The sequence below is a fragment of the Streptosporangium nondiastaticum genome, from assembly GCF_003011965.1.
Lineage (GTDB): Bacteria > Actinomycetota > Actinomycetes > Streptomycetales > Streptomycetaceae > Streptomyces > Streptomyces nondiastaticus.
The window spans coordinates 82,015-102,100 of sequence record NZ_PXWG01000007.1 but is presented as its reverse complement, the minus strand read 5'-3'; the positions used below and the strand labels follow the sequence as shown (position 1 = coordinate 102,100).

At 70.7% G+C, this 20,086-nt stretch carries 19 protein-coding genes and 1 pseudogene; 13 read left to right on the top strand and 7 right to left on the bottom strand.

Going from position 1 to position 20,086, the window contains the following annotated elements; genetic code table 11:
* Positions 1 to 68 precede the first annotated feature (68 nt).
* The 3 genes from rsgA (at position 69) to B7P34_RS05750 (ending at position 3,576) form a co-directional block, all read left to right on the top strand.
* Positions 69 to 1,109, top strand: coding sequence for a ribosome small subunit-dependent GTPase A (rsgA, locus tag B7P34_RS05760; protein ID WP_106674689.1), 1,041 nt, complete (start codon positions 69 to 71; stop codon positions 1,107 to 1,109).
* Between the two features lie 152 nt (positions 1,110 to 1,261).
* Positions 1,262 to 3,235 carry an APC family permease gene (locus B7P34_RS05755; RefSeq protein ID WP_106674688.1) on the top strand — a complete coding sequence of 658 codons (1,974 nt, stop codon included), beginning with the start codon at positions 1,262 to 1,264 and terminating at the stop codon, positions 3,233 to 3,235.
* A 167-nt stretch (positions 3,236 to 3,402) separates the two neighbouring features.
* Positions 3,403 to 3,576, top strand: a complete 174-nt coding sequence (locus tag B7P34_RS05750; RefSeq protein WP_106674687.1) for a CsbD family protein — start codon at positions 3,403 to 3,405, stop codon at positions 3,574 to 3,576.
* A 151-nt stretch (positions 3,577 to 3,727) separates the two neighbouring features.
* Here the strand turns inward: B7P34_RS05750 and B7P34_RS05745 are convergent, their stop codons facing one another.
* Positions 3,728 to 4,261: a hypothetical protein gene (locus B7P34_RS05745; RefSeq protein ID WP_106674686.1), complete on the bottom strand. Its 534-nt coding sequence runs from the start codon at positions 4,259 to 4,261 to the stop codon at positions 3,728 to 3,730.
* Positions 4,262 to 4,661: 400 nt separating this feature from the next.
* Between B7P34_RS05745 and B7P34_RS05740 the strand changes: the two genes are divergently transcribed.
* The 4 genes and pseudogenes from B7P34_RS05740 to B7P34_RS05730 all read left to right on the top strand — a co-directional run bounded on the left by B7P34_RS05740 (position 4,662) and on the right by B7P34_RS05730 (position 6,987).
* On the top strand, positions 4,662 to 5,372 hold the full coding sequence (locus tag B7P34_RS05740) for a sulfotransferase (protein ID WP_106674685.1): 711 nt from the start codon (positions 4,662 to 4,664) through the stop codon (positions 5,370 to 5,372).
* A gap of 116 nt (positions 5,373 to 5,488) precedes the next feature.
* Positions 5,489 to 5,782 (top strand): annotated as a pseudogene (locus B7P34_RS39655) (glycosyltransferase family 2 protein); the annotation flags it as partial.
* A complete protein-coding gene (locus tag B7P34_RS05735; protein WP_106674684.1) occupies positions 5,783 to 6,190 on the top strand; it encodes a peptidase inhibitor family I36 protein in 408 nt (135 codons plus the stop codon). It begins immediately after the preceding pseudogene.
* 68 nt (positions 6,191 to 6,258) lie between these two features.
* Positions 6,259 to 6,987, top strand: coding sequence for a DUF2625 domain-containing protein (locus tag B7P34_RS05730; protein ID WP_106674683.1), 729 nt, complete (start codon positions 6,259 to 6,261; stop codon positions 6,985 to 6,987).
* 55 nt (positions 6,988 to 7,042) lie between these two features.
* Here B7P34_RS05730 and B7P34_RS05725 read toward each other — a convergent pair whose 3' ends face one another.
* From B7P34_RS05725 to B7P34_RS05710, 3 genes are all read right to left on the bottom strand, one after another.
* Positions 7,043 to 7,456: a VOC family protein gene (locus B7P34_RS05725; RefSeq protein WP_106674682.1), complete on the bottom strand. Its 414-nt coding sequence runs from the start codon at positions 7,454 to 7,456 to the stop codon at positions 7,043 to 7,045.
* Between the two features lie 52 nt (positions 7,457 to 7,508).
* Entirely contained in the window at positions 7,509 to 9,845 is a 2,337-nt protein-coding gene (locus B7P34_RS05720; protein WP_106674681.1) for an Orn/Lys/Arg decarboxylase N-terminal domain-containing protein, read from the bottom strand.
* Positions 9,846 to 10,556: 711 nt separating this feature from the next.
* Positions 10,557 to 10,790, bottom strand: coding sequence for a hypothetical protein (locus B7P34_RS05710; RefSeq protein ID WP_106674680.1), 234 nt, complete (start codon positions 10,788 to 10,790; stop codon positions 10,557 to 10,559).
* A gap of 236 nt (positions 10,791 to 11,026) precedes the next feature.
* On the opposite strand from B7P34_RS05710, the gene B7P34_RS05705 reads away from it, so the two are divergent.
* A complete protein-coding gene (locus B7P34_RS05705) occupies positions 11,027 to 12,280 on the top strand; it encodes a HEAT repeat domain-containing protein (protein WP_189382501.1) in 1,254 nt (417 codons plus the stop codon).
* 316 nt (positions 12,281 to 12,596) lie between these two features.
* Positions 12,597 to 13,310: a class I SAM-dependent methyltransferase gene (locus tag B7P34_RS05695; protein ID WP_189382499.1), complete on the top strand. Its 714-nt coding sequence runs from the start codon at positions 12,597 to 12,599 to the stop codon at positions 13,308 to 13,310.
* A gap of 270 nt (positions 13,311 to 13,580) precedes the next feature.
* On the opposite strand, the gene B7P34_RS05690 is transcribed toward B7P34_RS05695, so the two are convergent.
* Together B7P34_RS05690 and B7P34_RS05685 are read right to left on the bottom strand one after the other, a co-directional pair.
* Positions 13,581 to 14,567, bottom strand: coding sequence for an aldo/keto reductase (locus B7P34_RS05690; protein ID WP_106674678.1), 987 nt, complete (start codon positions 14,565 to 14,567; stop codon positions 13,581 to 13,583).
* A 173-nt stretch (positions 14,568 to 14,740) separates the two neighbouring features.
* Complete coding sequence (locus tag B7P34_RS05685) at positions 14,741 to 15,652, bottom strand: LysR family transcriptional regulator (protein ID WP_106674677.1); 912 nt, start codon at positions 15,650 to 15,652, stop codon at positions 14,741 to 14,743.
* A gap of 145 nt (positions 15,653 to 15,797) precedes the next feature.
* On the opposite strand from B7P34_RS05685, the gene B7P34_RS05680 reads away from it, so the two are divergent.
* Positions 15,798 to 16,853: a YncE family protein gene (locus tag B7P34_RS05680; RefSeq protein WP_146166741.1), complete on the top strand. Its 1,056-nt coding sequence runs from the start codon at positions 15,798 to 15,800 to the stop codon at positions 16,851 to 16,853.
* Between the two features lie 80 nt (positions 16,854 to 16,933).
* Here the strand turns inward: B7P34_RS05680 and B7P34_RS05675 are convergent, their stop codons facing one another.
* On the bottom strand, positions 16,934 to 17,878 hold the full coding sequence (locus B7P34_RS05675) for an RNA polymerase sigma-70 factor (RefSeq protein WP_223267540.1): 945 nt from the start codon (positions 17,876 to 17,878) through the stop codon (positions 16,934 to 16,936).
* 172 nt (positions 17,879 to 18,050) lie between these two features.
* Between B7P34_RS05675 and B7P34_RS05670 the strand changes: the two genes are divergently transcribed.
* From B7P34_RS05670 to B7P34_RS05655, 3 genes are all read left to right on the top strand, one after another.
* The gene (locus B7P34_RS05670; RefSeq protein WP_106674674.1) at positions 18,051 to 18,536 is read left to right on the top strand and encodes a carboxymuconolactone decarboxylase family protein; all 486 of its coding nucleotides are present in this window, start codon (positions 18,051 to 18,053) and stop codon (positions 18,534 to 18,536) included.
* Positions 18,537 to 19,117: 581 nt separating this feature from the next.
* Positions 19,118 to 19,597, top strand: a complete 480-nt coding sequence (locus tag B7P34_RS05660) for a VOC family protein (RefSeq protein ID WP_223267539.1) — start codon at positions 19,118 to 19,120, stop codon at positions 19,595 to 19,597.
* A gap of 72 nt (positions 19,598 to 19,669) precedes the next feature.
* Positions 19,670 to 20,044 carry a hypothetical protein gene (locus tag B7P34_RS05655; protein ID WP_106674672.1) on the top strand — a complete coding sequence of 125 codons (375 nt, stop codon included), beginning with the start codon at positions 19,670 to 19,672 and terminating at the stop codon, positions 20,042 to 20,044.
* The last annotated feature ends 42 nt before the right edge of the window (positions 20,045 to 20,086 follow it).

Sequence of the window (20,086 nt, the reverse complement as noted above, 5' to 3'; positions counted from 1 at the left end):
CCCCGGGTGTCCGTCTGAGCTGAAGACAGCTCCGGTGGCCGCCCGATTCCTCGAAGGGCGCCACTCCGTTGGCTTCTGTTTACTTCAACCTTCCCGCTCTCGGCTGGGACGGCGACTTCGCCGCGTCCCTGAAGCCGGGACACGTTCCCGCGCGCGTCACGCGCGTCGACCGTGGCACGTGCGACGTGTTCACCGCCGACGGCGAACTGCGCGCGGCACACAGCGCTGCGCTCAAGCGCGCCGCTGCCGCCGATCCGGTCGCTCTGCCCTGCGTGGGTGACTGGGTCGCGATCGACGGCGACAACCAGATCCAGGAGGTCCTCCCCCGCAGGTCCTCGATCGTACGAGCAGGCGTCACTCCGGGCGTCGCACAGGGCCAGGTGCTGGCCGCCAATGTGGACGTCGTCTACATCGCGGAGCCGGCCGTGCCCCGCGTCGACCTCGGGCGGATCGAGCGGTTCCTGGCCCTGGCCTGGGAGAGCGGAGCCCAACCGGTCGTCCTGATCACCAAGGCGGATCTCACCTCGGTGGACCTCGCCGAGGTGGAGGCCGCAGCACCCGGCGCCACGGTCCGGGCCGTCTCCTCGCTCACCGGCGAGGGCCTGGAGGAGGTGCGGATCCGGCCCGCCCGCACGGCCGTCCTGCTCGGCAAGTCCGGCGCAGGGAAGTCGACCCTGGTCAACGCCCTCGCCGGGGCGGACCGGATGGCCACTCAGGAGATCCGGGCCGCCGACGGACGCGGCAGGCACACCACGGCCCACCGCGAGCTGCTGCTCCTGCCGGGCGGCGGCATGATCATCGACACTCCCGGGCTGCGCAGCATCGGCCTCTACGACGCCGAAGAGGGCCTGTCCCAGGCGTTCTCGGAGCTCGAGGAGCTCGCCGGCCAGTGCCGCTTCCACGACTGCGCCCACGAGGCGGAGCCGGGCTGTGCGGTGCTGGCGGCCGCTGAGGAAGGCGAGCTGTCCGAACGGCGGCTGGCCTCTTGGCGCAAGCTCCAGCGCGAGGCCCTCTGGATGGCCTCGCGCACCGACGCCCGCTTGCGGGCGGAGAAGACCCGCGAATGGAAGATCATCCACAAGTCCATGCGCGGCAGGAACCGGCCGTAGGACGGTCTCTTGCTCTGCGCACCTGATCGTCGGATCGTCGGGGGCGCAGAGCAAGCCCGGGTTCGTGCCGGCTGGAACCCGGTCGGAGGGGCAAGCGGTGGCCTGATGGATACTCGCCCTTTCTTCCCCACTGATCGAACGAGGACCACCGCATGACCACCACACAGGTCGACAAAGCGCCCGAACCGGAACCAGCCGCCGCCCGCCCCTGGCGGGCCTGGCTCCTGGAGGGCCTGAGCGAGCAGTCGGCACGCCATCCGGGCCCGCACGGCACCCCGCCGGCCGAGCACAAGGGCCACCGGTGGTGGCGGGTGATGTGCCTGACCGGAGTCGACTACTTCTCGACGCTGGGCTACCAGCCGGGAATCGCCGCGCTCGCCGCGGGCACGCTCTCCCCGCTGGCGACCCTCGTGCTCATCGCGCTCACGCTCCTCGGGGCGCTTCCCGTCTACCGGCGGGTCGCGGCGGAGAGCCCGCACGGCGAGGGCTCGATCGCCATGCTCGAGCGGCTGTTGCCGTGGTGGGCGGGAAAGCTGTTCGTGCTGGTGCTGCTCGGCTTCGCCGCCACCGACTTCATGATCACCATCACCCTGTCGGCGGCGGACGCGTCGGCACATGCCGTGGAGAATCCTTTCGCCCCGTCGTGGATGCACGGCAGCAACATGTGGATCACCCTGGTCCTCATCGCCGCTCTGGGCGCGGTCTTCCTCAAGGGCTTCCGCGAGGCGATCGACGTGGCCGTGGTGCTGGTGTCGGTGTACCTCGTCCTGAACGTCATCGTGCTGGCCACCGCCGTGTGGAAGGTCGCCGCCGAACCGGTCGTCGTCGACGACTGGTGGCACGCCGCGACCGCCGAGCACTCCTCCCCCCTGGCCATGATCGGCGTGGCCCTGCTCGTCTTCCCCCGTCTCGCCCTGGGCATGTCGGGCTTCGAGACCGGCGTCGCCGTCATGCCGCAGGTCCGAGGCGACGCCGGCGACACGTACGCGAAGCCGGCCGGCCGGATCCGCGGCACCCGCAGGCTACTGACCACCGCTGCCCTCATGATGAGCGGATTCCTCCTGGTCAGCAGCCTCGCCACCACCTTCCTCATACCGGCGAAGGAGTTCGGCAAGGGCGGCGAGGCCAACGGCCGCGCCCTCGCCTACCTCGCCCACCAGTACCTGGGTGAGGCCTTCGGCACGGTGTACGACGTGTCGACCATCGCCATCCTGTGGTTCGCCGGCGCCTCCGCCCTGGCCGGCCTGCTCAACCTCGTCCCCCGGTACCTCCCGCGCTACGGAATGGCACCCGAGTGGACGCGTGCGGTCCGGCCGCTGGTGCTGCTCTTCATGGCGACCGCCTTCACCGTCACCGTGCTCTTCGACGCCGACGTCGACGCACAGGGCGGCGCCTACGCCACCGGCGTGCTCGTACTCATGCTCTCCGCGTCCTTCGCCGCCACCATCGCCGCCCACCACCGGCACCACCGGGCCGCCGCTGCCGGCTTCGGCTTCATCACCCTCGTCTTCGCCTACACCCTGGTCACCAACGTCATCGAACGGCCCGACGGCCTGAAGATCGCCTCGCTGTTCATCGTGGGCATCCTGCTCACCTCACTGGCCTCCAGGATCCACCGCGCCTTCGAACTCCGCGCCGCCGACGTCACCTTCGACGACACCGCCGCCCGCCTCATCGACGACGCCGCCGGCTCCGGGCCCCTGCGCGTCATCGCCAACGAGCCGGACGAACGCGACGCGGACGAGTACCGCACCAAGGAGTACACGCAGCGAGAGGAGACCCACATCCCCAGCGGCGGTCCCGTCCTCTTCCTCGAAGTGACCGTGCGCGACTCCTCCGACTTCGCCACCGAGGTCACCGTGACCGGCGAAGAGCGCTACGGGGTCCGCATCCTGCGAGTGCAGGGCGCCGGCGTGCCCAACACCATCGCCGCGGTCCTGCTCCAGCTGCGTGACCGGACGGGCCACGTGCCCCACGCCTACTTCAACTGGACCGAGGGCCACCCGCTCAGCCACCTCCTGCGGTTCCTCGTCTTCGGCGACGGCGAAGTCGCCCCGGTCGCCCGCGAGGTGCTCCGCCGCGCGGAACCCGATCCCACCCGCCGCCCCCGCATCCACGTCGGCTGACCCGCTCCGCCGGTCCCCGGCCCGGGCAGGGGCGGGCCGCGGACCGGGGGCCGGCAACATACCGCGCCCAGGGCGGTAAGCCGCGAATGGCACGTTTAGCGGAGCCCGTAAGTGGAAGGCGCGATGGTGTCCGAACATCCGGCGCATCTCAGGACCAGGAGGTGTCCATGAGTGCCGGGAAGATGACGGAGCGCATAGCCGCGAAGTTCAAGAGCAAGGCGAAGGAAGCCGCCGGCACCGCTACGGACCACGACGCCGAGCGGGCCCGGGCCGAGGCGGAGCGGGCCAAGGCGGACGCGAAGCTCGCCGGAGTGCACGCGAGGAACGCCCTCCGGCAATGACGAGGGCGGTGGCGCCAGGGCCGCGATCCCTCCTCCCCCGAAGCGGCTCGGCTGCCGCCCTCCCGCCGTCGGAACGACACCCCCTCCTTCCGGGCAGCCCTCCCGGCAGGCCGGCGGCCAAGCGTCCGGCCTGCCGGTCCGTCGCGCGGTGTCAGCCGTAACAGCCGAGGGTCTTGCTGAAACCGGCACAGCGCCACTTCAGCCACCAGTAACAGCCCTCGCCGCTGACGGTCAGGCACTTGTTGTCGCCGTAGATGCCCACGGTGAGCTCGCCCCGGACCACCCCGAGGCTCTTCTCCCAGCTGACGCTGTTCATCCTGGAGTTGAGGTTGAAGCCCTCGGACCAGATCACCTTGCCGGAGAGCTTGATGCCCACCTCGGCGCGCGCGACCCAGTTCTCGCCGCCGGAGAATTCGATGCCCCCGTAGACGCTGACGGGGCCGATGACCGTGATCTCCCAGGGGTCCCACTTGTCCGCCTCGCCGGACACGCGCTGCACGACCTCGGGAGGCGCCACTCCCTGGTCCTCGAAGCGCTGCGCCTCGGCGATGTAGTGCTGCTTCAGTTCCTCGGCCGTCGTCGTGGCGGGCTCGCTGTCCTGCTTGTGCTCGTTGATGACCTTGGCGAGCTGCTCCCAGACACCCGGATCGATGCCCTGCAGCCCTGTCGAGGGGTCTGTCGCCATGTCCCTTCCTCTCCTCTTGACGGACCACGTCGCCCGCAGCGCACGTGGTGCGTGCCGATGGACCTTCCAGGCCATAACCGCAAGTCCGAGCGGCGAACGGCCCCACCACGCGCCTGCCCGGGCGGCACGCACCAACCCTCGTGACGTGCCGATTCACAAGAACGTGTGGACACTCGCTTTTCCGTATGCAGCGCAAACCCCTTCCTCACGCTCCTCACGACGCGCCGGGCGTGAACACGTGCGCTGTGCGCCGAGCGCCCGGTACGGGAACGCACCTTGGGCCACGGGAAGCACGCCGTCCCCCGAACGAGTGGCACGTGGCGGACCGCCGCATTACGGTCGGCCCGGCGAGCCAGGCTCTCGTGGGACCAAGCTCCGGGGGGAGGCAAGCACCGTTCACATGAAGTACGAGTCGCTGCTCATCATCACCTACGGCCGGAGCGGTTCCACCCTTCTCCAGGGCCTGCTGAACACGATCGACGGCTGCGAAGTACGAGGAGAGAACTACAACTTCTGCTACGGCTTGTTCCAGGCCTACCGAAGCCTCATGGGTACCCGGAAGCGTGCCGGCCATCGAGTGACATCCCCGTGGTACGGGCCGGGCTGGGACGAGAAGCTCTTTCTCCGTGACGCCCGGCGCCTGGTGCGCCATCAGCTGATCGGCCCGCGTGGCGGCGCCAGCCATGGCACGTGCTACGGATTCAAGGAGATCCGGTACGCCGACCTCGCTCCTGAGGAACTCGAAGAGTATCTGGGCTTCCTGACCCTGATGTTTCCCCGGCCGGCTCTCGTGTTCAACACGCGGAAGCTGGAGGACGTGGTGAGGAGCGACTGGTGGAGGAGGGATCCGGAAGGGTCGTTGAAGGCGCTCTCACAGACCGATGCGGCCTTCCGGCGATACGCTGCGCACCGCGAACACTGCTTCCTCATCGACTATCACGACGTGGTCGAAAAGACCCCCGCACTCCGTCTTCTCTTCGCATTCCTGGGTGCCCCCTACGCGGAGGAGGCTGTGGACCGGGTGCTGGGGACGCCCCACAGCTACCGTTCGAAGCCGGCGGCCGAAAGGAAGCCCTATGCCGAATGGGGCCGTGACTGGCCGCCGTCCTGACGAAAGGCCGGCTGCAGGGCTGCGCGAGGAGAGCTGATCGTGCTGTGCGACGCGGACGACGTGGTGGCGGCGTGAAGGGCGGCAACTGCGGGTTCCGCTAGGCGACCTGGCAGGCGGTCGGTGGATTCGACGAAACGTACCGGCGTGGCGGAGACGACATCGAGTTCTCTCGGCGCGCCCAGCTCGCGGGCTTCGGGATCGGCTTCGTCCCGGCCGCTCTCGTGCACTACCGCTGCCGCCGCACGGTCGGGGAAGCAGCACGCCAGGCCTACGGCTACGGCTACGGCTACGGCTACGGCTACGGCTACGGCTACGGCAAGGCGAGGGCGTGCCCGACTTCTGAGATCCTCGTCCTGAACCGCTGTCCGCCAGGTCATCGTTCATTTCCGTCACCCGAGGAGTGTCCGTAGATGAGGAACACATCGCGTGCCCTGTTCGTGCCGCTGGCCGTCGCGGCTGCCGCCCTGCTGCCGCTCTCCACGGCACATGCGGCCGCCGGGTACGACCGGTGCCCCGCCGGCTCCTACTGCATGTTCTCAGGCCTCGACGGCACCGGCGACGTCATCAAGCTGACGCAGAACACGCCGGACCTCGCGAGGCTGGGCATGGACAACAGGGCCAAGTCGGACTGGAACCGGACTTCGTCCACCATCCACCTCTGGTCGGACGCGAACTACTCCGGCTGCACGACCGTCACTTCTTCCGGCCCGACCGGCAAGGGCAACTTCTTCCCCTCGTACCGTGACTTCTTCAGCTCGGTGCAGTTCGACGGCCCGGGCGGCCCGAGCTGCGGCACTCCGCCCGGCGAAGGCCGCTGACCACTCCCGCGGGCACCGCGTCGCACCCCGTCCGCCACGGCACCGGATCACAGTGAGATCATCCCGGGATGCGTGACCTCTCTCAGTTGATCGACGTGGATGACCCCGCCTGGCCCCTGCTGCGGCAGGAGCTCGACGCCTCCGGTGTGCCGACCGGCCTGTGCCCGGTCGATGCTGATCAGGGGCGTGCCACGCTCCATCAGCTGCAGGTCACGGCAAAGTCCTATCTGGGTGCTTTCGTGCTGCACTGCGGTGGCCTCGTACTCGATCAGGGCTGGTTGCGCGTCTTCGGCAGCCCGGCTTCGGGCGATCCGTGGGGGCTGCCCGGCCTGGCGCACGTCAACGGGTTCCCGCGGGAGTCCGACCCCACCTGGCGGCCCGGCCCCGGGCTGGTCGTCGCCCATGACGTGCTGGGCGGCGTCTTCGCGGTCAACGGAGCGGATCCCGCTGAGGCGGGGCGTCCCGGATCGCCGGGAGAGGTCGTGTACTTCGCTCCGGATTCCCTGCGCTGGGAAGCGCTCGGCGCGGGCCACAGCGCCTGGCTGTCCTGGATCCTCTCGGGTGCGCTCGACCAGTTCTACGAGGCGCTGCGCTGGCCCGGGTGGCGCGAGGAAGTGCAGGCACTGCGCGGCACGGAGGGCATGTCTCTCTACCCGCCGCTGTGGTCCGCCGAAGGCAGGAACGGCCTGGCGGCGACCAGCCGCCGACCGGTCCCCATGGCGGAGCTCCTGGGCATCGCCCGCGACACGTCCCGGCAGTTCGACGGGGACGACCCGGGCTTCCTGGGAGCGGTCTGACCTCCACCGTGGAGGTGACCGCTCTCACTCGTGATCAGGCCGGCCCCGGCCCTGCTCAGAGCATTCCGTCCTGCCGGGCCCTCGCGTTCAGCTGGATCAGGTCCCAGCGGTTTCCGTACAGGTCCCGGAAGACGGCCACCGTGCCGTAGGGCTCGCGCCGCGGCGCTTCTTCGAATGTCACCCCTGCCGCGCGCATCCGCTCGTAGTCGCGCTCGAACGCGTCCGTGTTCAGGAACCAGCCGACCCGACCGCCGGTCTGGTCCCCGATACGGGCCTCCTGATCGCCGGTTGCGGCCCTGGCCAGCAGGACCGCTGTCTCCCGCGCCCCGGGCGGAGCCACGACCACCCACCGCTTCTCGCTGTCGATCCGGGTGTCTTCGAGCAGGTCGAAGCCGAGGGCGTCGCGGTAGAAGGCGATGGCTTCGTCGTAGTCACGTACGACGACGGTCACCAGTCCGAGATGAGGCATCCGCTGATCCTGCCGGTCGGGCGAGGGGAAGCGCCACCCCGATCCGGCATGTTTACGGCGCCCCCGGCGCCCGGTCCGGCAGGACGCACTCGATCCGGTAGTCGCCGGTCTCGTCGTCCACCGTGACTCCGTGGGTCTCGCTGCGGAAACCGGGAAAGGCGCGGTCGAACGACTCCAGCGCGCGCAGGTAGCGCAGGAGCGGCCCGTCGTCGGGGCCTACGGACTCGCCGGGCATCAGGACCGGGATGCCCGGCGGCGTCACCGTGATCATCGCGGCGGCCGTGCGGCCCGCGGCGCCGGCGATGCGGATCCGCTCGGTGCCGGAGCGGATCAGCTGCTGGTAGCACCACTGCGGTGGGGCGACGGGCTCGGGGAGTTCCTGGAAGGCACGGTCCAGGAGCGTGACGAGGTCGGCCCCGCGCAGGTGGTCGTGCATGGCGCCGCACAGCTCGCGCAGGCTCGTACCCGCGTAGCGCCGGGGGTACGCGGCGACGATGCCCGGCAGGACGTGGTCGAGGAGGGCCCCGTCGTCGTGGAGCGCCTTGAAGTCCATCAGGGCGTCGAGCAGCGTGCCCCATTTGCCTTTGGTGATGCCCATGGAGAACAGGACGAGCGTGGTGTAGCTGTCGGTCTTCTCCACGACGATGTTGCGGGTGGCCAGGTAGGCCGTCAGGATCCGCGCGGGGATGCCGTGGTCGGCCCAGGTGCCGGTGGCGTCGATGCCCGGGCAGGTGAGGGTCACCTTGACCGGGTCGAGCATGCAGTAGCCCGCCGTGAGGCCGGGGAACCCGTGCCAGGCGGCGCCGGGTTCCAGGTGCCAGCAGGAGGGGCGGGAGCGCAGCAGGTCCAGCGGGGCGTCGGCGAACGCGTGCCGCTCGCCGGTCCCGGGGTCGGTGACCGTGTCGGGCTGCCAGACGCCGAAGAACCACGCGGGCCGGTCTCCGGCAGTGGCGATGCGCCGCCCGGTGCGGGCGATGGTCTGGCGGAAGCGGACCGCTTCGGTGACCGCCTCGTCGATGAGCCACCGGCCCTGCGGGCCGTCCATCATGCCGGTGGCCACGTCGAGGGAGGCGAGGGCGGGGTACAGCGGTGACGTGGTCCCGTGCATCATGAACGCCTCGTTGAACCGGTCGTGTTCCACCGGCGCCCGCGGGGACGACTTGACGTGGACCATCGCGGTCTGGCTCAGCGCGGCCAGGAGCTTGTGCGTGGACTGGGTGGCGAAGACGGTGGGCCGCTCCGGCCCGGGAAACGTGTCGGGGCCGACGGCCGTGCCGTAGCGGCCCGCGTAGAGCGGGTGGAAGCGCGCGTACGCGTACCACGCCTCGTCGAAGTGCACCCGCGGGGAGCTGGCGGCCAGGTCGCGGGCGACCTGGACGGCGTCGTAGCACAGGCCGTCGTAGGTGGAGTTGGTGACGATCGCGTACTCCGGGCGGAGTGACGCGGCGCCGCCTGCCAGGGGGTTGCCGGCGATCCGGTCGCGTACGGCCGCGGCCTCCGTCACTGCGGGCGGCAGCGGCCCGGCGAGCCCGTACCCGTTGCGGGTCGGGATCAGGTAGACGGGCCGGGCTCCGGAGATCACCAGGCCGTGCAGGACGGACTTGTGGCAGTTGCGGTCCACGAGCGCGATCTCGTCCCGGGAGACGCAGAAGTGCCCCACCATGCGGTCGGCCGTGGAGTTGCCGTGCAGCACGAAGTACGTACGGTCCGCACCGAAGACGCGGGCGGCGTTCCGCTCCGCGTCCCCGATCGGCCCGGTGTGCTCGAACAGCGAACCCAGTTCCTCGACCGAGATCGACAGGTCGCTGCGCAGGAGCTGTTCCCCGTAGTGGTCGAAGAAGGCCCGGCCCACCGGCGACTTGAGGAAGGCCACCCCGCCGGCGTGGGCGGGCGTGTGCCACGAGTACTCGTGGGCGTCGTCGAAGCGGCGCAGCGCTTTGAAGAACGGCGGGAGCACGGCTTCGCGGTAGGCGTGTGCCGCGGAGGCGATCCGTCCGGCGATGAAGGCCGGAGTGTCCTCCAGGGGCCACACGTAGCCGACGACCGTCTCGGCGACCCACAGGGGAAGTCGCTCGAGGTCCTGGTCGGCGTCCTCTTCCATGACGAGGAGCACGGGGAGGTTCTTGAAGCGGCGGCCGATGCGGCGGAGCACGGCGGCACCGCCCGGTTCGTCGCCGCCGTGGGGGCCCGGCGGGAGGTCCCAGGCCACGACGGCGGCCGCGAGGCCCGCCTCGGTCCGGAGCACGGCGCGCGCTTCGGGCTCCGTGGCGGCCCAGCGCACTTCCAGACCCTTGGCCTCGGTCTCCCGCCCGATCCTGCGCAGTTGACCGCCGTGCGCTCCTTCTCCAGGATGCTCCCCCACCGCGAACAGAACCGTTCCGCCGGTCATTCCGCCCCCTCACCGCAACTGCCGCCTACGCGGTCGGTGTCGCGCTGCCCAGGTCCCAGTTCCGACATTCTGAGGGCGCGCGCGGATCGGCCCGCGGGGGTCGGGGCCAAACCACTCGTCGGAGGGGCTCGCCGGGTGCAGGAGCTTTGCAAGGGGCTGCGCTTGTTCATGTTCAGCCGGGCTGCGGCTGCCGGTTCTCCGTCTGCCGGTCCCGCCGGGATGCAGTCGGCGGGGCCGGGCCGTTCCGGAAGCTCTGAGACTCCGGCAGCGTGACGACGACGGCGGCGGTTTCGTGCCCCTCACGCCGAGCGCACCGGATACCCGGGCCGCTACCGGAGCAACAGCCGCGAGCCCCTGACGGTGCGAATCGTCAGGCTTCGAGGTGACGGGTGTCGCCGAGGCGCGTGAGCCGGCGGTTGCGGAAGAAGTCGTCCTCGGTCAGGTGAGTGATGCTGCCCGGGGGCGCTCGCCCTCGTCATGCCCCACCCGGTCACCGACGGCGGGCGGCGGGATGAAGACGTGAATGCTGCGCACCGGCGTCCCCTTCCGGCGAGGCAGGCCGTCCTGCCCCGACCCTCCGTCCTGGCGGGTGGCCCGGTGCCGCCGGGCCCGACATGGAGCATGCCTCTGTCTGACCGCACGTGGCCGCGGGATCGGTGTCGGCCGGCCCCGGCTTCGGGGCCGGCCGACACCGGGAACGCCCACGAGCCGCTAGCCGCGCAGGAAGCCGTCCCCGTGCGTGGCGATGTGGGCTTCGAGGGCGCTGAGGGCCTGCTGGGTGGCATCCGGCGTGCCCGATCCGCGCTTCTCCGCGTAGTAGGCAGCGCCGAGCTTCTTCAGCAGGTCGCCCCCGGCCCGTTGGGCCTGCACTTCGTCCACCTTCTGCTTGCCCTGGGAGAGGGCTTCCTGGGCCTGTGCCTTGGCCCGGTCGAGGAATCCGGCCATGTCAACCTCCTTGATGGGTCTTCGAGTGGTTACCCCGGCCCGGGCGGACATGATCCGATCGTGGGCCGACTTTGCCGGTTCGGCGGACGTGTCGCCCTCTCCCCCCTTCGCCGCCGTACCCGCCTTGCGCGAGCAAATCGTCACCTTCCCGGCAAGCCCTACGAGCAGCCCGGCAGAGGACGCGGCCCCGCACATGCGACACTCGGGTCCGACGAGCTGAAGGGCAGGGTGAGGGCTTGGGTGAGGATCCGCTCATAGCTGCGGTGCGGAGCAAGGACGCCAAGGCGGTGGCGGCACTGCTGGCCGCGGGCGCCGACCCCGACACCGTTGATGAGCAGGGCACTCCGGCCCTGTGTCTGGCCGTGGATGCCTTCGATCTCCCCGTCATCGAAGAACTGATGCTTTCCACCCCGCCGGTCCGGTTGAACTGCACCGCCCCTGACGGCCGTACGCCTCTGCTGCGTGCCGTCGACGGCGGCGATCCCGTGATCGCGTCCGTGCTCGTCAGCGGCGGAGCGGATCCGGAGCTGACCGACGCCCAGGGACGCAACGCCCTGGAGCTGGCCCGGCACTGGCACCTCACGGGCACCGAGGCCGAGCTGCGCCGCAGGAGCGGGGCCAGCTCATCGGAGCCGGTCGTGCGCCGAGCAGCCCTGGACGGGTGGGGAAGCGTCTGCCGGGAGCTGTCGCTCGGCGGCTTGACGGTCCGCAACGGGCACACCGCGATCCTCACCGAGCTCGAGCCCCGATACGGAATCGCGCCGGCCTTCGCCGAGCTGATGGGCCGTGCCCTGGCCGAGCCGGACGTCGGCCAGCCGGTGTGGACGGCGACGACGCTCACGCTCCAGGGGCGCCGCGCCCCCGCCGTCCTGGCGGAGGCCACCGCCCTGCGCGACCGTCCGAACCCGCTGGAGCGGTACTGCGGTGCCGAAGTGATCCGCCTCCTCAACCTCTTCGACGAGAGCGACGACGACCCTTACGACGCGCCGCTCGTCGACCTCTTCCTCCCCTGGGCAGCGCGCGAGGAAGATCCACGGGTGATGCGGGCACTCGCCGCCGGTCTCGCCGAGGCCATGGACCGCCGAGCCGAGCAGCTGATGCCGGCGCTGACCCGGCACCCCGACCGCGAGGTCCGGAGATGGGCGCTCTCCGGCCTCCACCGGCTGGTCGCGCAGGGGGACCCGGAAGCACTGGCCGCCGTCATGGCCTGCGCCCGGGACACGGACGCGCAGGTACGCGAGAGCGCTTGCAGGGCGCTCGGCAGGGCCGCCACGGATTCTCCGGCCCCCTGGGACGCTCTTGCCGCTCGTCTCCACGACGAGGCCGAGGCCGTACGGGTCACGGCAGCCATCGAGCTGTTCGTGCACGACGATCCGCGCGGCGACGAGGTACTGCGTGCCCTCGGCCCCGTCGACGAGGACTCGCCCTATCACACGGCCTTCTACGCCGTCCGGTATCACCACCGGCCGCTGCACCCCACCAGCCCCTAACCGGCGCACACCGTGGAGCCGGACCCGGACGTCCTGCGTCTTGGTGCCGCAGCCGCCGGCCCGGTCGAGCTGGAGCCTCAGGGTGCGCAGGTCCGCGTCGGTGGGCGTGGCCGGCAGGCCGGGGGCGAGCGATCCGGCCTGGGCATCGCCGTACGGGCCTGGCGGAAGGTCACGGCGGTGACGGCGAGGAGCGCGGCCTGTGCGACGCGCCGGCGGTGGCGGGCGGACCGCTGAAAGTGACGGGAGTGCTGGGAGCTCCGCGGCTGCTGCGGATCCTGGGAGACGGTGTCGGCGATGTCCTTGTTAGCATCACGGCGTGGTCAACGCATACACAGGGTTGTCGGACTACTACGACCTGATCATGACGTCGGGCTACTACGACTACGACGCGTACGCGGCCGAGCTGACCGACCTCCTGCAGGGCCGCCGGGACGTCCTGGAGCTCGGTGTGGGGACAGGGCTGGTGTGCGAGCGGCTGCTCCGGTGCAGGACCGACGGGCTGCATCTGACCGGACTGGACCACACCGAAAGCATGCTGGCGCAGGCCCGCGCCCGCCTGGGCGAACGCGTACAACTGCTGAACCAGGACATCCAGCGACTCGACCTGCCCGCCTCGTTCGACGGCGCGTTCTCCGTAGGCGGCGTCTGGGCTCACTACCGAACCGGCGCGGAGACCCCGCTGGGCAGTCACCTCCCCGACCACGAGGGCAATGTCAACGCGCTGCGCCGCCTGCACGCCGCGCTGCGGCCCGGCGCGGTCCTGCTCATCGCCGTCCAGCGTCCCCACGACGACTACGAGCACGTGCTGCCCAACGGGCTGGTCTACGAGCAGACGGTCAAAGCCCTCTCGGGTGACCGGCTGGTCAAGGACTACTGCCTTCGGCAGGACAGACGCGTGGTCGCTCATCAGCAATGCGTTTTCCGGGTCCTGGCCGAATCCCGCGGGAAGGCTCTCCTGCAGGAGTGCGGGTTCCGCTTCACCGGGGTGAGCCCGAAAGGGAACTTCTACGCCTACGCCAAGTCCAGTTGATGCGACGGTGACGGCAGCGGGCCGAGTAAGGAGGCGGACAGGAGCCGTAGCGGTGCCGGCCCTCCTGGCAGCCGGGACAGCGGCCGCCCTGAGGATGCCCCGGTCGGCCTGACGTTCGCCGGCGTCACCACGAGCACCGAACCCGGCCCGGGCCTCCGGGATGCGGAGCAGGCTCCACTCATGCAGACCCGGCCCCGCTCACGCAGAGCGCACGCACACGACAAGCCACGACGGTGTGGCACTGCCTGTGACTGACAGCGGCGGGCGGGCTCAGTGGTTCACGAAGGTGAGGCTGGTCGCGTCGTAGCGCGTGCCCGCGATCTGCTCGTGCGGGGCAGCGGCCTCGATGGCGTCGAGCTCGTCGGAGGACAGTTCGACGGTCAGGGCCGCGAAGTTCTCCTCCAGGTACCGCCGGCGCCGGGTGCCGGGGATCGGCACCACGTCGTCGCCCCGGTGCTGCACCCAGGCCAGGGCGAGCTGACCGGCGGTGACGCCCTTCGCCGCAGCCAGCTCGTCCAGCTTCGCGACGATCGCCAGGTTCCGTTCGAGGTTGCCGTCGGCGAACCGCGGCTGGCTGCGCCGCACGTCGTTCTCGGCCATCCCTTCGACCGAGCGGTACTGGCCGGTCAGGAAGCCGCGCCCGAGCGGGGAGAACGGGACCAGGCCGATGCCGAGTTCACGGCAGACCGGGGCGATCTCCGTCTCCAGGTCGCGGGTCCACAGCGACCACTCGCTCTGCAGAGCGGCGATCGGGTGCACCGCGTGCGCCCGCCGGATGGTGTGCGCGCCGGCCTCGGACAGCCCGAGGTGGCGGACCTTCCCGGCCTGCACCAGCTCGGCCATGGCGCCGACGGTCTCCTCGATCGGCACCAGCGGATCGACCCGGTGCTGGTAGTAGAGGTCGATGTGATCGACCCCGAGCCGGCGCAGCGACGCCTCGCACGCCTGCCGTACGTAGGCGGCGTCGCCGCGGACCCGGGTGGGTTCGCCCAGGCGGTTGGCGAAGCCGAACTTCGTGGCCAGCACCACCTCGTCACGGCGGCCGGCTATGGCGCGTCCGATCAGTTCTTCGTTGTGCCCGGCGCCGTAGTAGTCGGAGGTGTCCCAGAACGTCACCCCGAGGTCGAGAGCGTGGTGCAGTGTCGCGATCGACTGTTCGTCGTCGGTGGCACCGTAGCCGTGGCTCATGCCCATACATCCCAGGCCCTGCCCGGAAACCGCCAGACCGCCCAGGTAGCGGGTGGGAACGTCACTCATGCTGCTGTCTCCTGATCTCGAACCGCTCGAACCACTCGAACCATCTGTCCAAGACGCTAGGTGTTGGAGCGCACTCAAGGTCAAATGGAGGTCGGGCACGCGTGGTGCACACCCTGGCGCGACGGCTCACCAAGCCGGGGGAAGGCGGGCGCTGAAGGGCGCGCCCGCACCTGTCAGCCCTGGTCGCCGGCGACTTCCCGGACGGTCTCGCGAATCTGCCGGCGCAGCCAGCGGTGGGCCGGATCACGGTCGTTGCGAGGGTGCCAGGCCATGCCGATGCTCACCGGCGGAAGGTCCAGCGGAATGGGGAAGGTGGACAGGCCCAGCAACTGCGGTGCGCGACCGCCCAGTCCGGCGGGGGCGAGGGCGACCAAGTCGGTGTCGCGGACGATGAACAGCGCAGCGGCGTAACCGGGGACGGTGACCGGGACGCGCCGCTGGAGGCCGAGTTCCCGTAGCCGGTCGTCGATGGGGCCGGTGGCGCGGCCGCGCCGGGAGACGCCGATGTGGTCGGCGGCGGCGTACCGGCGCGGGTCCGGCGGATCAGCCACGAACGGATGGCCGTCGCGTACGACTCCGACGAGCTCCGAGTCGGCCAGGGGCCGGGTGCGGGTCTCGGGGTCGAGGTGGTCGAGGATGCCCAGTTCGAGGTCGACGGTGCCGTCGCGCATGGCCGAGGTGCCCTCGTGGCTCTCGGGTACGAAGCGCAGGGTCATACCGGGCGCCTGGCCGCGCACCCTGGCGGTCAGCGGTGCGGCGAGCGAGGTGAGCAGCGCGTCGTTGGCCTGGATCGCCACGGTGGCGCGCAGGTCGCCGGGGTCCACCGCGCCGTGCGGTGCGAGAAGAGTACGTCCGTGGCTGACGAAGGCGTTGACCTCGGCGCGCAGTTCGAGCGCGCGGGGCGTGGGTACCAGGCCGCGGCCGGCACGGACGAGGACGGGGTCCTGCAGAGTCCGGCGCAGGCGGGCGAGGGTGCGGCTCATCGCGGGAGGCGAGGTGTTGAGGCGCTCGGCCGCGCCGGTGACGCTGCCCTCTTCCAGCAACGCATCGAGGGCCACCAGCAGGTTGAGATCGAGTCGGGGCATGCACGGATTATCCGGAGTGGAATGACTGCTGACCATACTTTCACTGGTGATAACCCAGGGGCGGGTCCTAACGTCGAAGGCATCGCCGGGCAGGCCTCAACAGAGGCCTCACTTGGGCCTCTTCAAGCCCACATCAGGGAGAACGATGAACGACGTATTGGCTGTCATCGGCCAGAACACCCACAGGCTCCACTTCCTCGACGCGGCCGGCCACCGGGAAATCGCCGCCGTGGAGCTCCCGCCGAAGCCGCACGAGGTGCTGTACGACGCCGACCGTCAGGTGCTCTACTGCGTGAGCACCTACCGCAGCGGCTTCTACGGGCATCACGGACCGCGCGCGCACGAACTCGTGATAGTCGACGCCCGCACGCACCACGTCATCGACACCGTCGACGTGTCCCCGGAGCACGCCCCTCACGGGCTGGCGCTGGACAGCGCACGCGGGCTGCTCTACGTCAGCGTCGAGGCCGGACCCGTCGGCGAGGGCGGCGTCCTGGTCGTGGACGTGGACCGGCGCGCCGTCGTCGAACGCATCGGCACCCGCGCCCCCGGCCCGCACTGGTTCGCCGTCACCCCCGACGGCACCAAGGGTTACGCGACGAACAAGGAAGCGCCCTTCATCTCGGTCGTCGACCTGAAGGCCCGCCGGCTCACGGGCACCATCCCGGTCGGCGGCAGTGAAGGCGTCGCGGTCACCCCCGACGGCCGGTACGTGGTCGCCGCGACGCCGATGCTCGCCCTCCGCGGCGCTCCTGCCGCACCGCCGTGCCTGAGCGTGTTCGACACCGCCACGGACACGCTCCAGCACACCATTCCGCTCCCCGGCCCTGCGGTCCCGGTCCACATCACTTCCGACGGAACACTCCTGGTGGGCGAGGTCCGCTTCGTTCCCGCCCAGGGAGACGCGGGCGCGCCGCGGTTCCTGCCGGGGCGCGTGCACATCTTCGCTGCCGGGACCTTCGAGCCCCTCGGCAGCGTCGATGCCGGACCCATGCCTCTGACCATCGGCTCCTCCCCCGACGCCGCAGTCGCCTACGTGTCCAACGGCGGCGGCTCCACGGTCACCACCATCAGCCTGGCCGACGGCAAGGCCACCGGCGAGATCGCCATCGGCAGCGAGGGCGACGGCGATAGCGACAACGGGAGCGGGAGCGGCCCCCACGGCTTCGCCTACGTACCGGCCCGCCCCACCGGCCACTGACCGGCACCGCCCCCGTCCCGGCGGCTGACTGACGGCCCGTGACCGGCGAGGTCCGGCGAGGTCCGGGAGGGGGACCCGGCTCAGCGGTGCAGGGTGGTCTCCTGCTGCATGTGCGAGAGCTTCTCGGGATTGCGCACGGCGTAGAGCCCGGTGATGAGGCCCTCGTCGATGCGCACCGCGAGGACGGTGTCGATCTCGCCGTGCAGCCGGAGCATCAGCGCGGGGTGGCCGTTGACCTGCGTCGGCCCCAGCGACGCCGCTGCAGCGACCTTGCCCAGCCCGCCGATCAGCAGGCGGCCCACCTTGTCGGCCCCCAGGATGGGGCGCAGGACGGCCTGCTTGACTCCGCCGCCGTCGCCCATGAGGACGACGTCCGGCGCGAGGACGCCGAGCAGGCTCTGGAGGTCTCCCGTTTCGATCGCCCGCTGGAAGGCGTCGAGCGCGTCCCGCGTCTCGGTGGGGGAAATGGTCCCGCGCGGGCGGCGCGCCGCGACGTGGGCCCGTGCCCGGTGCGCGATCTGGCGGACCGCGGCCGGGCTCTTGCCGACGGCTTCGGCGATCTCCTCGTACCCGAAGTCGAACACCTCGCGCAGCACGAACACCGCCCGCTCGGTCGGCGCGAGCGTCTCCAGCACCAGCATCATCGCCATCGAGACGCTGTCGGCCAGCTCGACGTCCTCGGCCACGTCCGGGGCGGTCAGCAGCGGCTCGGGCAGCCAGGTGCCGACGTAGGACTCCTTGCGGCGGCCGAGCGTGCGCAGCCGGCTCAGCGCCTGGCGCGTGGTGATCCGGACCAGGTAGGCGCGCTGGTCCCGCACCGTGCCGAGGTCGACCCCCGCCCAGCGCAGCCAGGTCTCCTGCAGGACGTCCTCCGCGTCGGCGGCGGAGCCGAGCATCTCGTAGGCGACGGTGAACAGCAGGTTGCGGTGGGCGACGAACGTCTCGGTGGCGGGGTCCCTGGTGCGTGCGCCGTCAGCGGCCTCCCCGTCCGTGTCCCCTGTGCGCTCGCTGTACTCGCTGTTCACCGACTGCTCCTGCCTGTTCGCCTTCAAAGGTGTCACGCGCACAAGACGCCGGTCACCGCGGCTTTGTGACACCCGCGAGCGGTGGCTCAGGTCACACTTCCGTCCCGTCACAAGGAGCGGGCGGCCGGCATCTCTTGTTCGCCAGTGCGACACCACGAGTGAGGACGAAGTCATGGACGCCCGTTTCAACCTGTTCGAGAACGAGCTCGGCAACAAGTTCGCCAAGCGGTTCGCCAACGCCGGCATGGTGATCCAGCAGTCGGCGCTGCCGAAGTCCACGCAGGAGCTGGTGTCGCTGCGCGCCAGCCAGATCAACGGCTGCGGTTGGTGCATCGACATGCACACCAAGGAGGCCGCGGCCGCCGGTGAGGCCGCGGTCCGGCTCAACCTGGTCGCCGCCTGGCGCGAGTCCACCGTGTTCACCGAGGCCGAGCAGGCCGCGCTGGCACTCGCCGAAGAGGGCACCCGGCTCGCCGACGCCCACGACGGCGTGTCCGACGAGACCTGGGCCCGGGTGCGCAAGCACTACGACGACGACCAGATCGCCGCGCTGGTCTCCCTGGTCGCCCTGATCAACGCGGCCAACCGGCTCGCCGTGATCCTGCACCAGCGGGGCGGCTCGTACGAGCCCGGCATGTTCGCCGACGCGCTCAACTGACCACAGGCGATTCCGGCCCGGCCCAGGGTCATGCGGTCCTGGGCCGGGCCCACGCATGTCCGGGCGCGGTCGGTCCGTTGTCAGTGGGGTCGTGCGTCATCATCGGTATGACACGGAGCCCTGCCGGAGCTTCCGGAGAACGACGCATGGCCTGTCCGGTGTGGGGCGACGCCGAAGCCCTCTCCCGGCTCATACGGTCGGCCGACCTCACAGCGCGCCGCCCCGACCGCGCGATTTCATCGCGACGTACGGGAGGAAGGCCGCGGTCCCGGCGCAGGCGGCGAGTTGGACTCGTCCGCGTCCACAGCAGCGCCCGCAGCCCCGGGCGAGGCCCGTAGCGCACCACCGCGGCGCAGGCCAGCGCCGCGAGCGCCCCCACTGCCACGACCGCCCAATCCAGCGCTGGGGACGTCAGAACGCCGCCGAACAGCGGAATCCCGCACAGCGCACAGGCCACAGGCCGAAAGCGGCGTACGCCACGGCCCAAAGGACGGTCACTGTGCCCCGGCGCTCGGCCAGGGCCGTGACATGCGCGCCCGATGGACGGGCTTTCCGGTCCCGAGTCGGGTCTACTCGTCAGCGTGCGCATCAATCAGAAGATCAAGCCCTTCCTCTGGTTCGACGGCCGGGCCGAGGAGGCCGCCGCCCACTACGTCTCGGTCTTCGACGACTCGCGCGTCGTCGCAGTGCAGCGCTACGGCGAGGCGGGCCCGGGCGCGCCGGGGTCCGTCATGACCGTCGAGTTCGAACTGGCGGGCCAGCGCTTCGTCGCCCTCAACGGCGGACCGCAGTTCAGCTTCACCGAGGCCGTCTCCTTCAGCGTCGACTGCGCGGACCAGGAGGAGGTCGACCGCTTCTGGGCCCGCCTGGGCGAGGGCGGCGAAGAGGGTCCCTGCGGCTGGCTCAAGGACAGGTTCGGCCTGTCCTGGCAGGTGACCCCGCGCCGGCTCGTCGAGCTGCTGAACGATCCGGATCGGGCCGCGGCCGAGCGGGTCATGCGGGCCATGATGGGCATGCGCAAGATCGACATCCAGGGGCTGGAGGACGCCTACCAGGGCTGACGGTTCCGCGTCTATGCATGCATATAGCGCCAATGCAATAAATGCGGATGGTATCGGCGCTATCGTGGCTGTATGGAGGAGAACCGGGCGCTGCATGTCGTGGACGCATTGCGGCAGCGCGGCGTGAACGCTCACCTGGCGCGCGAAGGCGTCTACCAGATCGGGGTGCGCGTGGTGCTGCGCGACGGCCGCGAGGCCGTCTGGGACACCGACGACACCGCCGGCCTCGAAGCGCAGGTCATGCGGGACGGAGTCCTGGTCGGCTTCGTGCCCGCCATCGAGGACTCCGGGAGCTTCGACCTCGACCAGACCGTCGACGCGATCGCCCGGGCCGACTACGACCAGCCGATCGCCCGCGAACGGCCCACCGCTCCCCCGCCGTCCGCCCCGCTCACCCCGGAAGGCGGCGTCTTCCGGCGCTTCCTCGGCGGCTTTCGCGAGCGCTGAGAGATCAGGCTCGCTCAGCCTGCGAACCAGGCCCGGGACGCC

Coding starts and splice junctions, on each gene's coding strand:
- B7P34_RS05690 (WP_106674678.1), bottom strand. CDS start 14,567: ATGAGTGACGTTCCCACCCGCTACCTGGGCGGTCTGGCGGTTTCCGGG.
- B7P34_RS05685 (WP_106674677.1), bottom strand. CDS start 15,652: ATGCCCCGACTCGATCTCAACCTGCTGGTGGCCCTCGATGCGTTGCTG.
- B7P34_RS05735 (WP_106674684.1), top strand. CDS start 5,783: ATGAGGAACACATCGCGTGCCCTGTTCGTGCCGCTGGCCGTCGCGGCT.
- B7P34_RS05730 (WP_106674683.1), top strand. CDS start 6,259: ATGCGTGACCTCTCTCAGTTGATCGACGTGGATGACCCCGCCTGGCCC.
- B7P34_RS05740 (WP_106674685.1), top strand. CDS start 4,662: ATGAAGTACGAGTCGCTGCTCATCATCACCTACGGCCGGAGCGGTTCC.
- B7P34_RS05710 (WP_106674680.1), bottom strand. CDS start 10,790: ATGGCCGGATTCCTCGACCGGGCCAAGGCACAGGCCCAGGAAGCCCTC.
- B7P34_RS05725 (WP_106674682.1), bottom strand. CDS start 7,456: ATGCCTCATCTCGGACTGGTGACCGTCGTCGTACGTGACTACGACGAA.
- B7P34_RS05745 (WP_106674686.1), bottom strand. CDS start 4,261: ATGGCGACAGACCCCTCGACAGGGCTGCAGGGCATCGATCCGGGTGTC.
- B7P34_RS05750 (WP_106674687.1), top strand. CDS start 3,403: ATGAGTGCCGGGAAGATGACGGAGCGCATAGCCGCGAAGTTCAAGAGC.
- B7P34_RS05720 (WP_106674681.1), bottom strand. CDS start 9,845: ATGACCGGCGGAACGGTTCTGTTCGCGGTGGGGGAGCATCCTGGAGAA.
- B7P34_RS05670 (WP_106674674.1), top strand. CDS start 18,051: ATGGACGCCCGTTTCAACCTGTTCGAGAACGAGCTCGGCAACAAGTTC.
- B7P34_RS05655 (WP_106674672.1), top strand. CDS start 19,670: ATGGAGGAGAACCGGGCGCTGCATGTCGTGGACGCATTGCGGCAGCGC.
- B7P34_RS05755 (WP_106674688.1), top strand. CDS start 1,262: ATGACCACCACACAGGTCGACAAAGCGCCCGAACCGGAACCAGCCGCC.
- B7P34_RS05680 (WP_146166741.1), top strand. CDS start 15,798: ATGAACGACGTATTGGCTGTCATCGGCCAGAACACCCACAGGCTCCAC.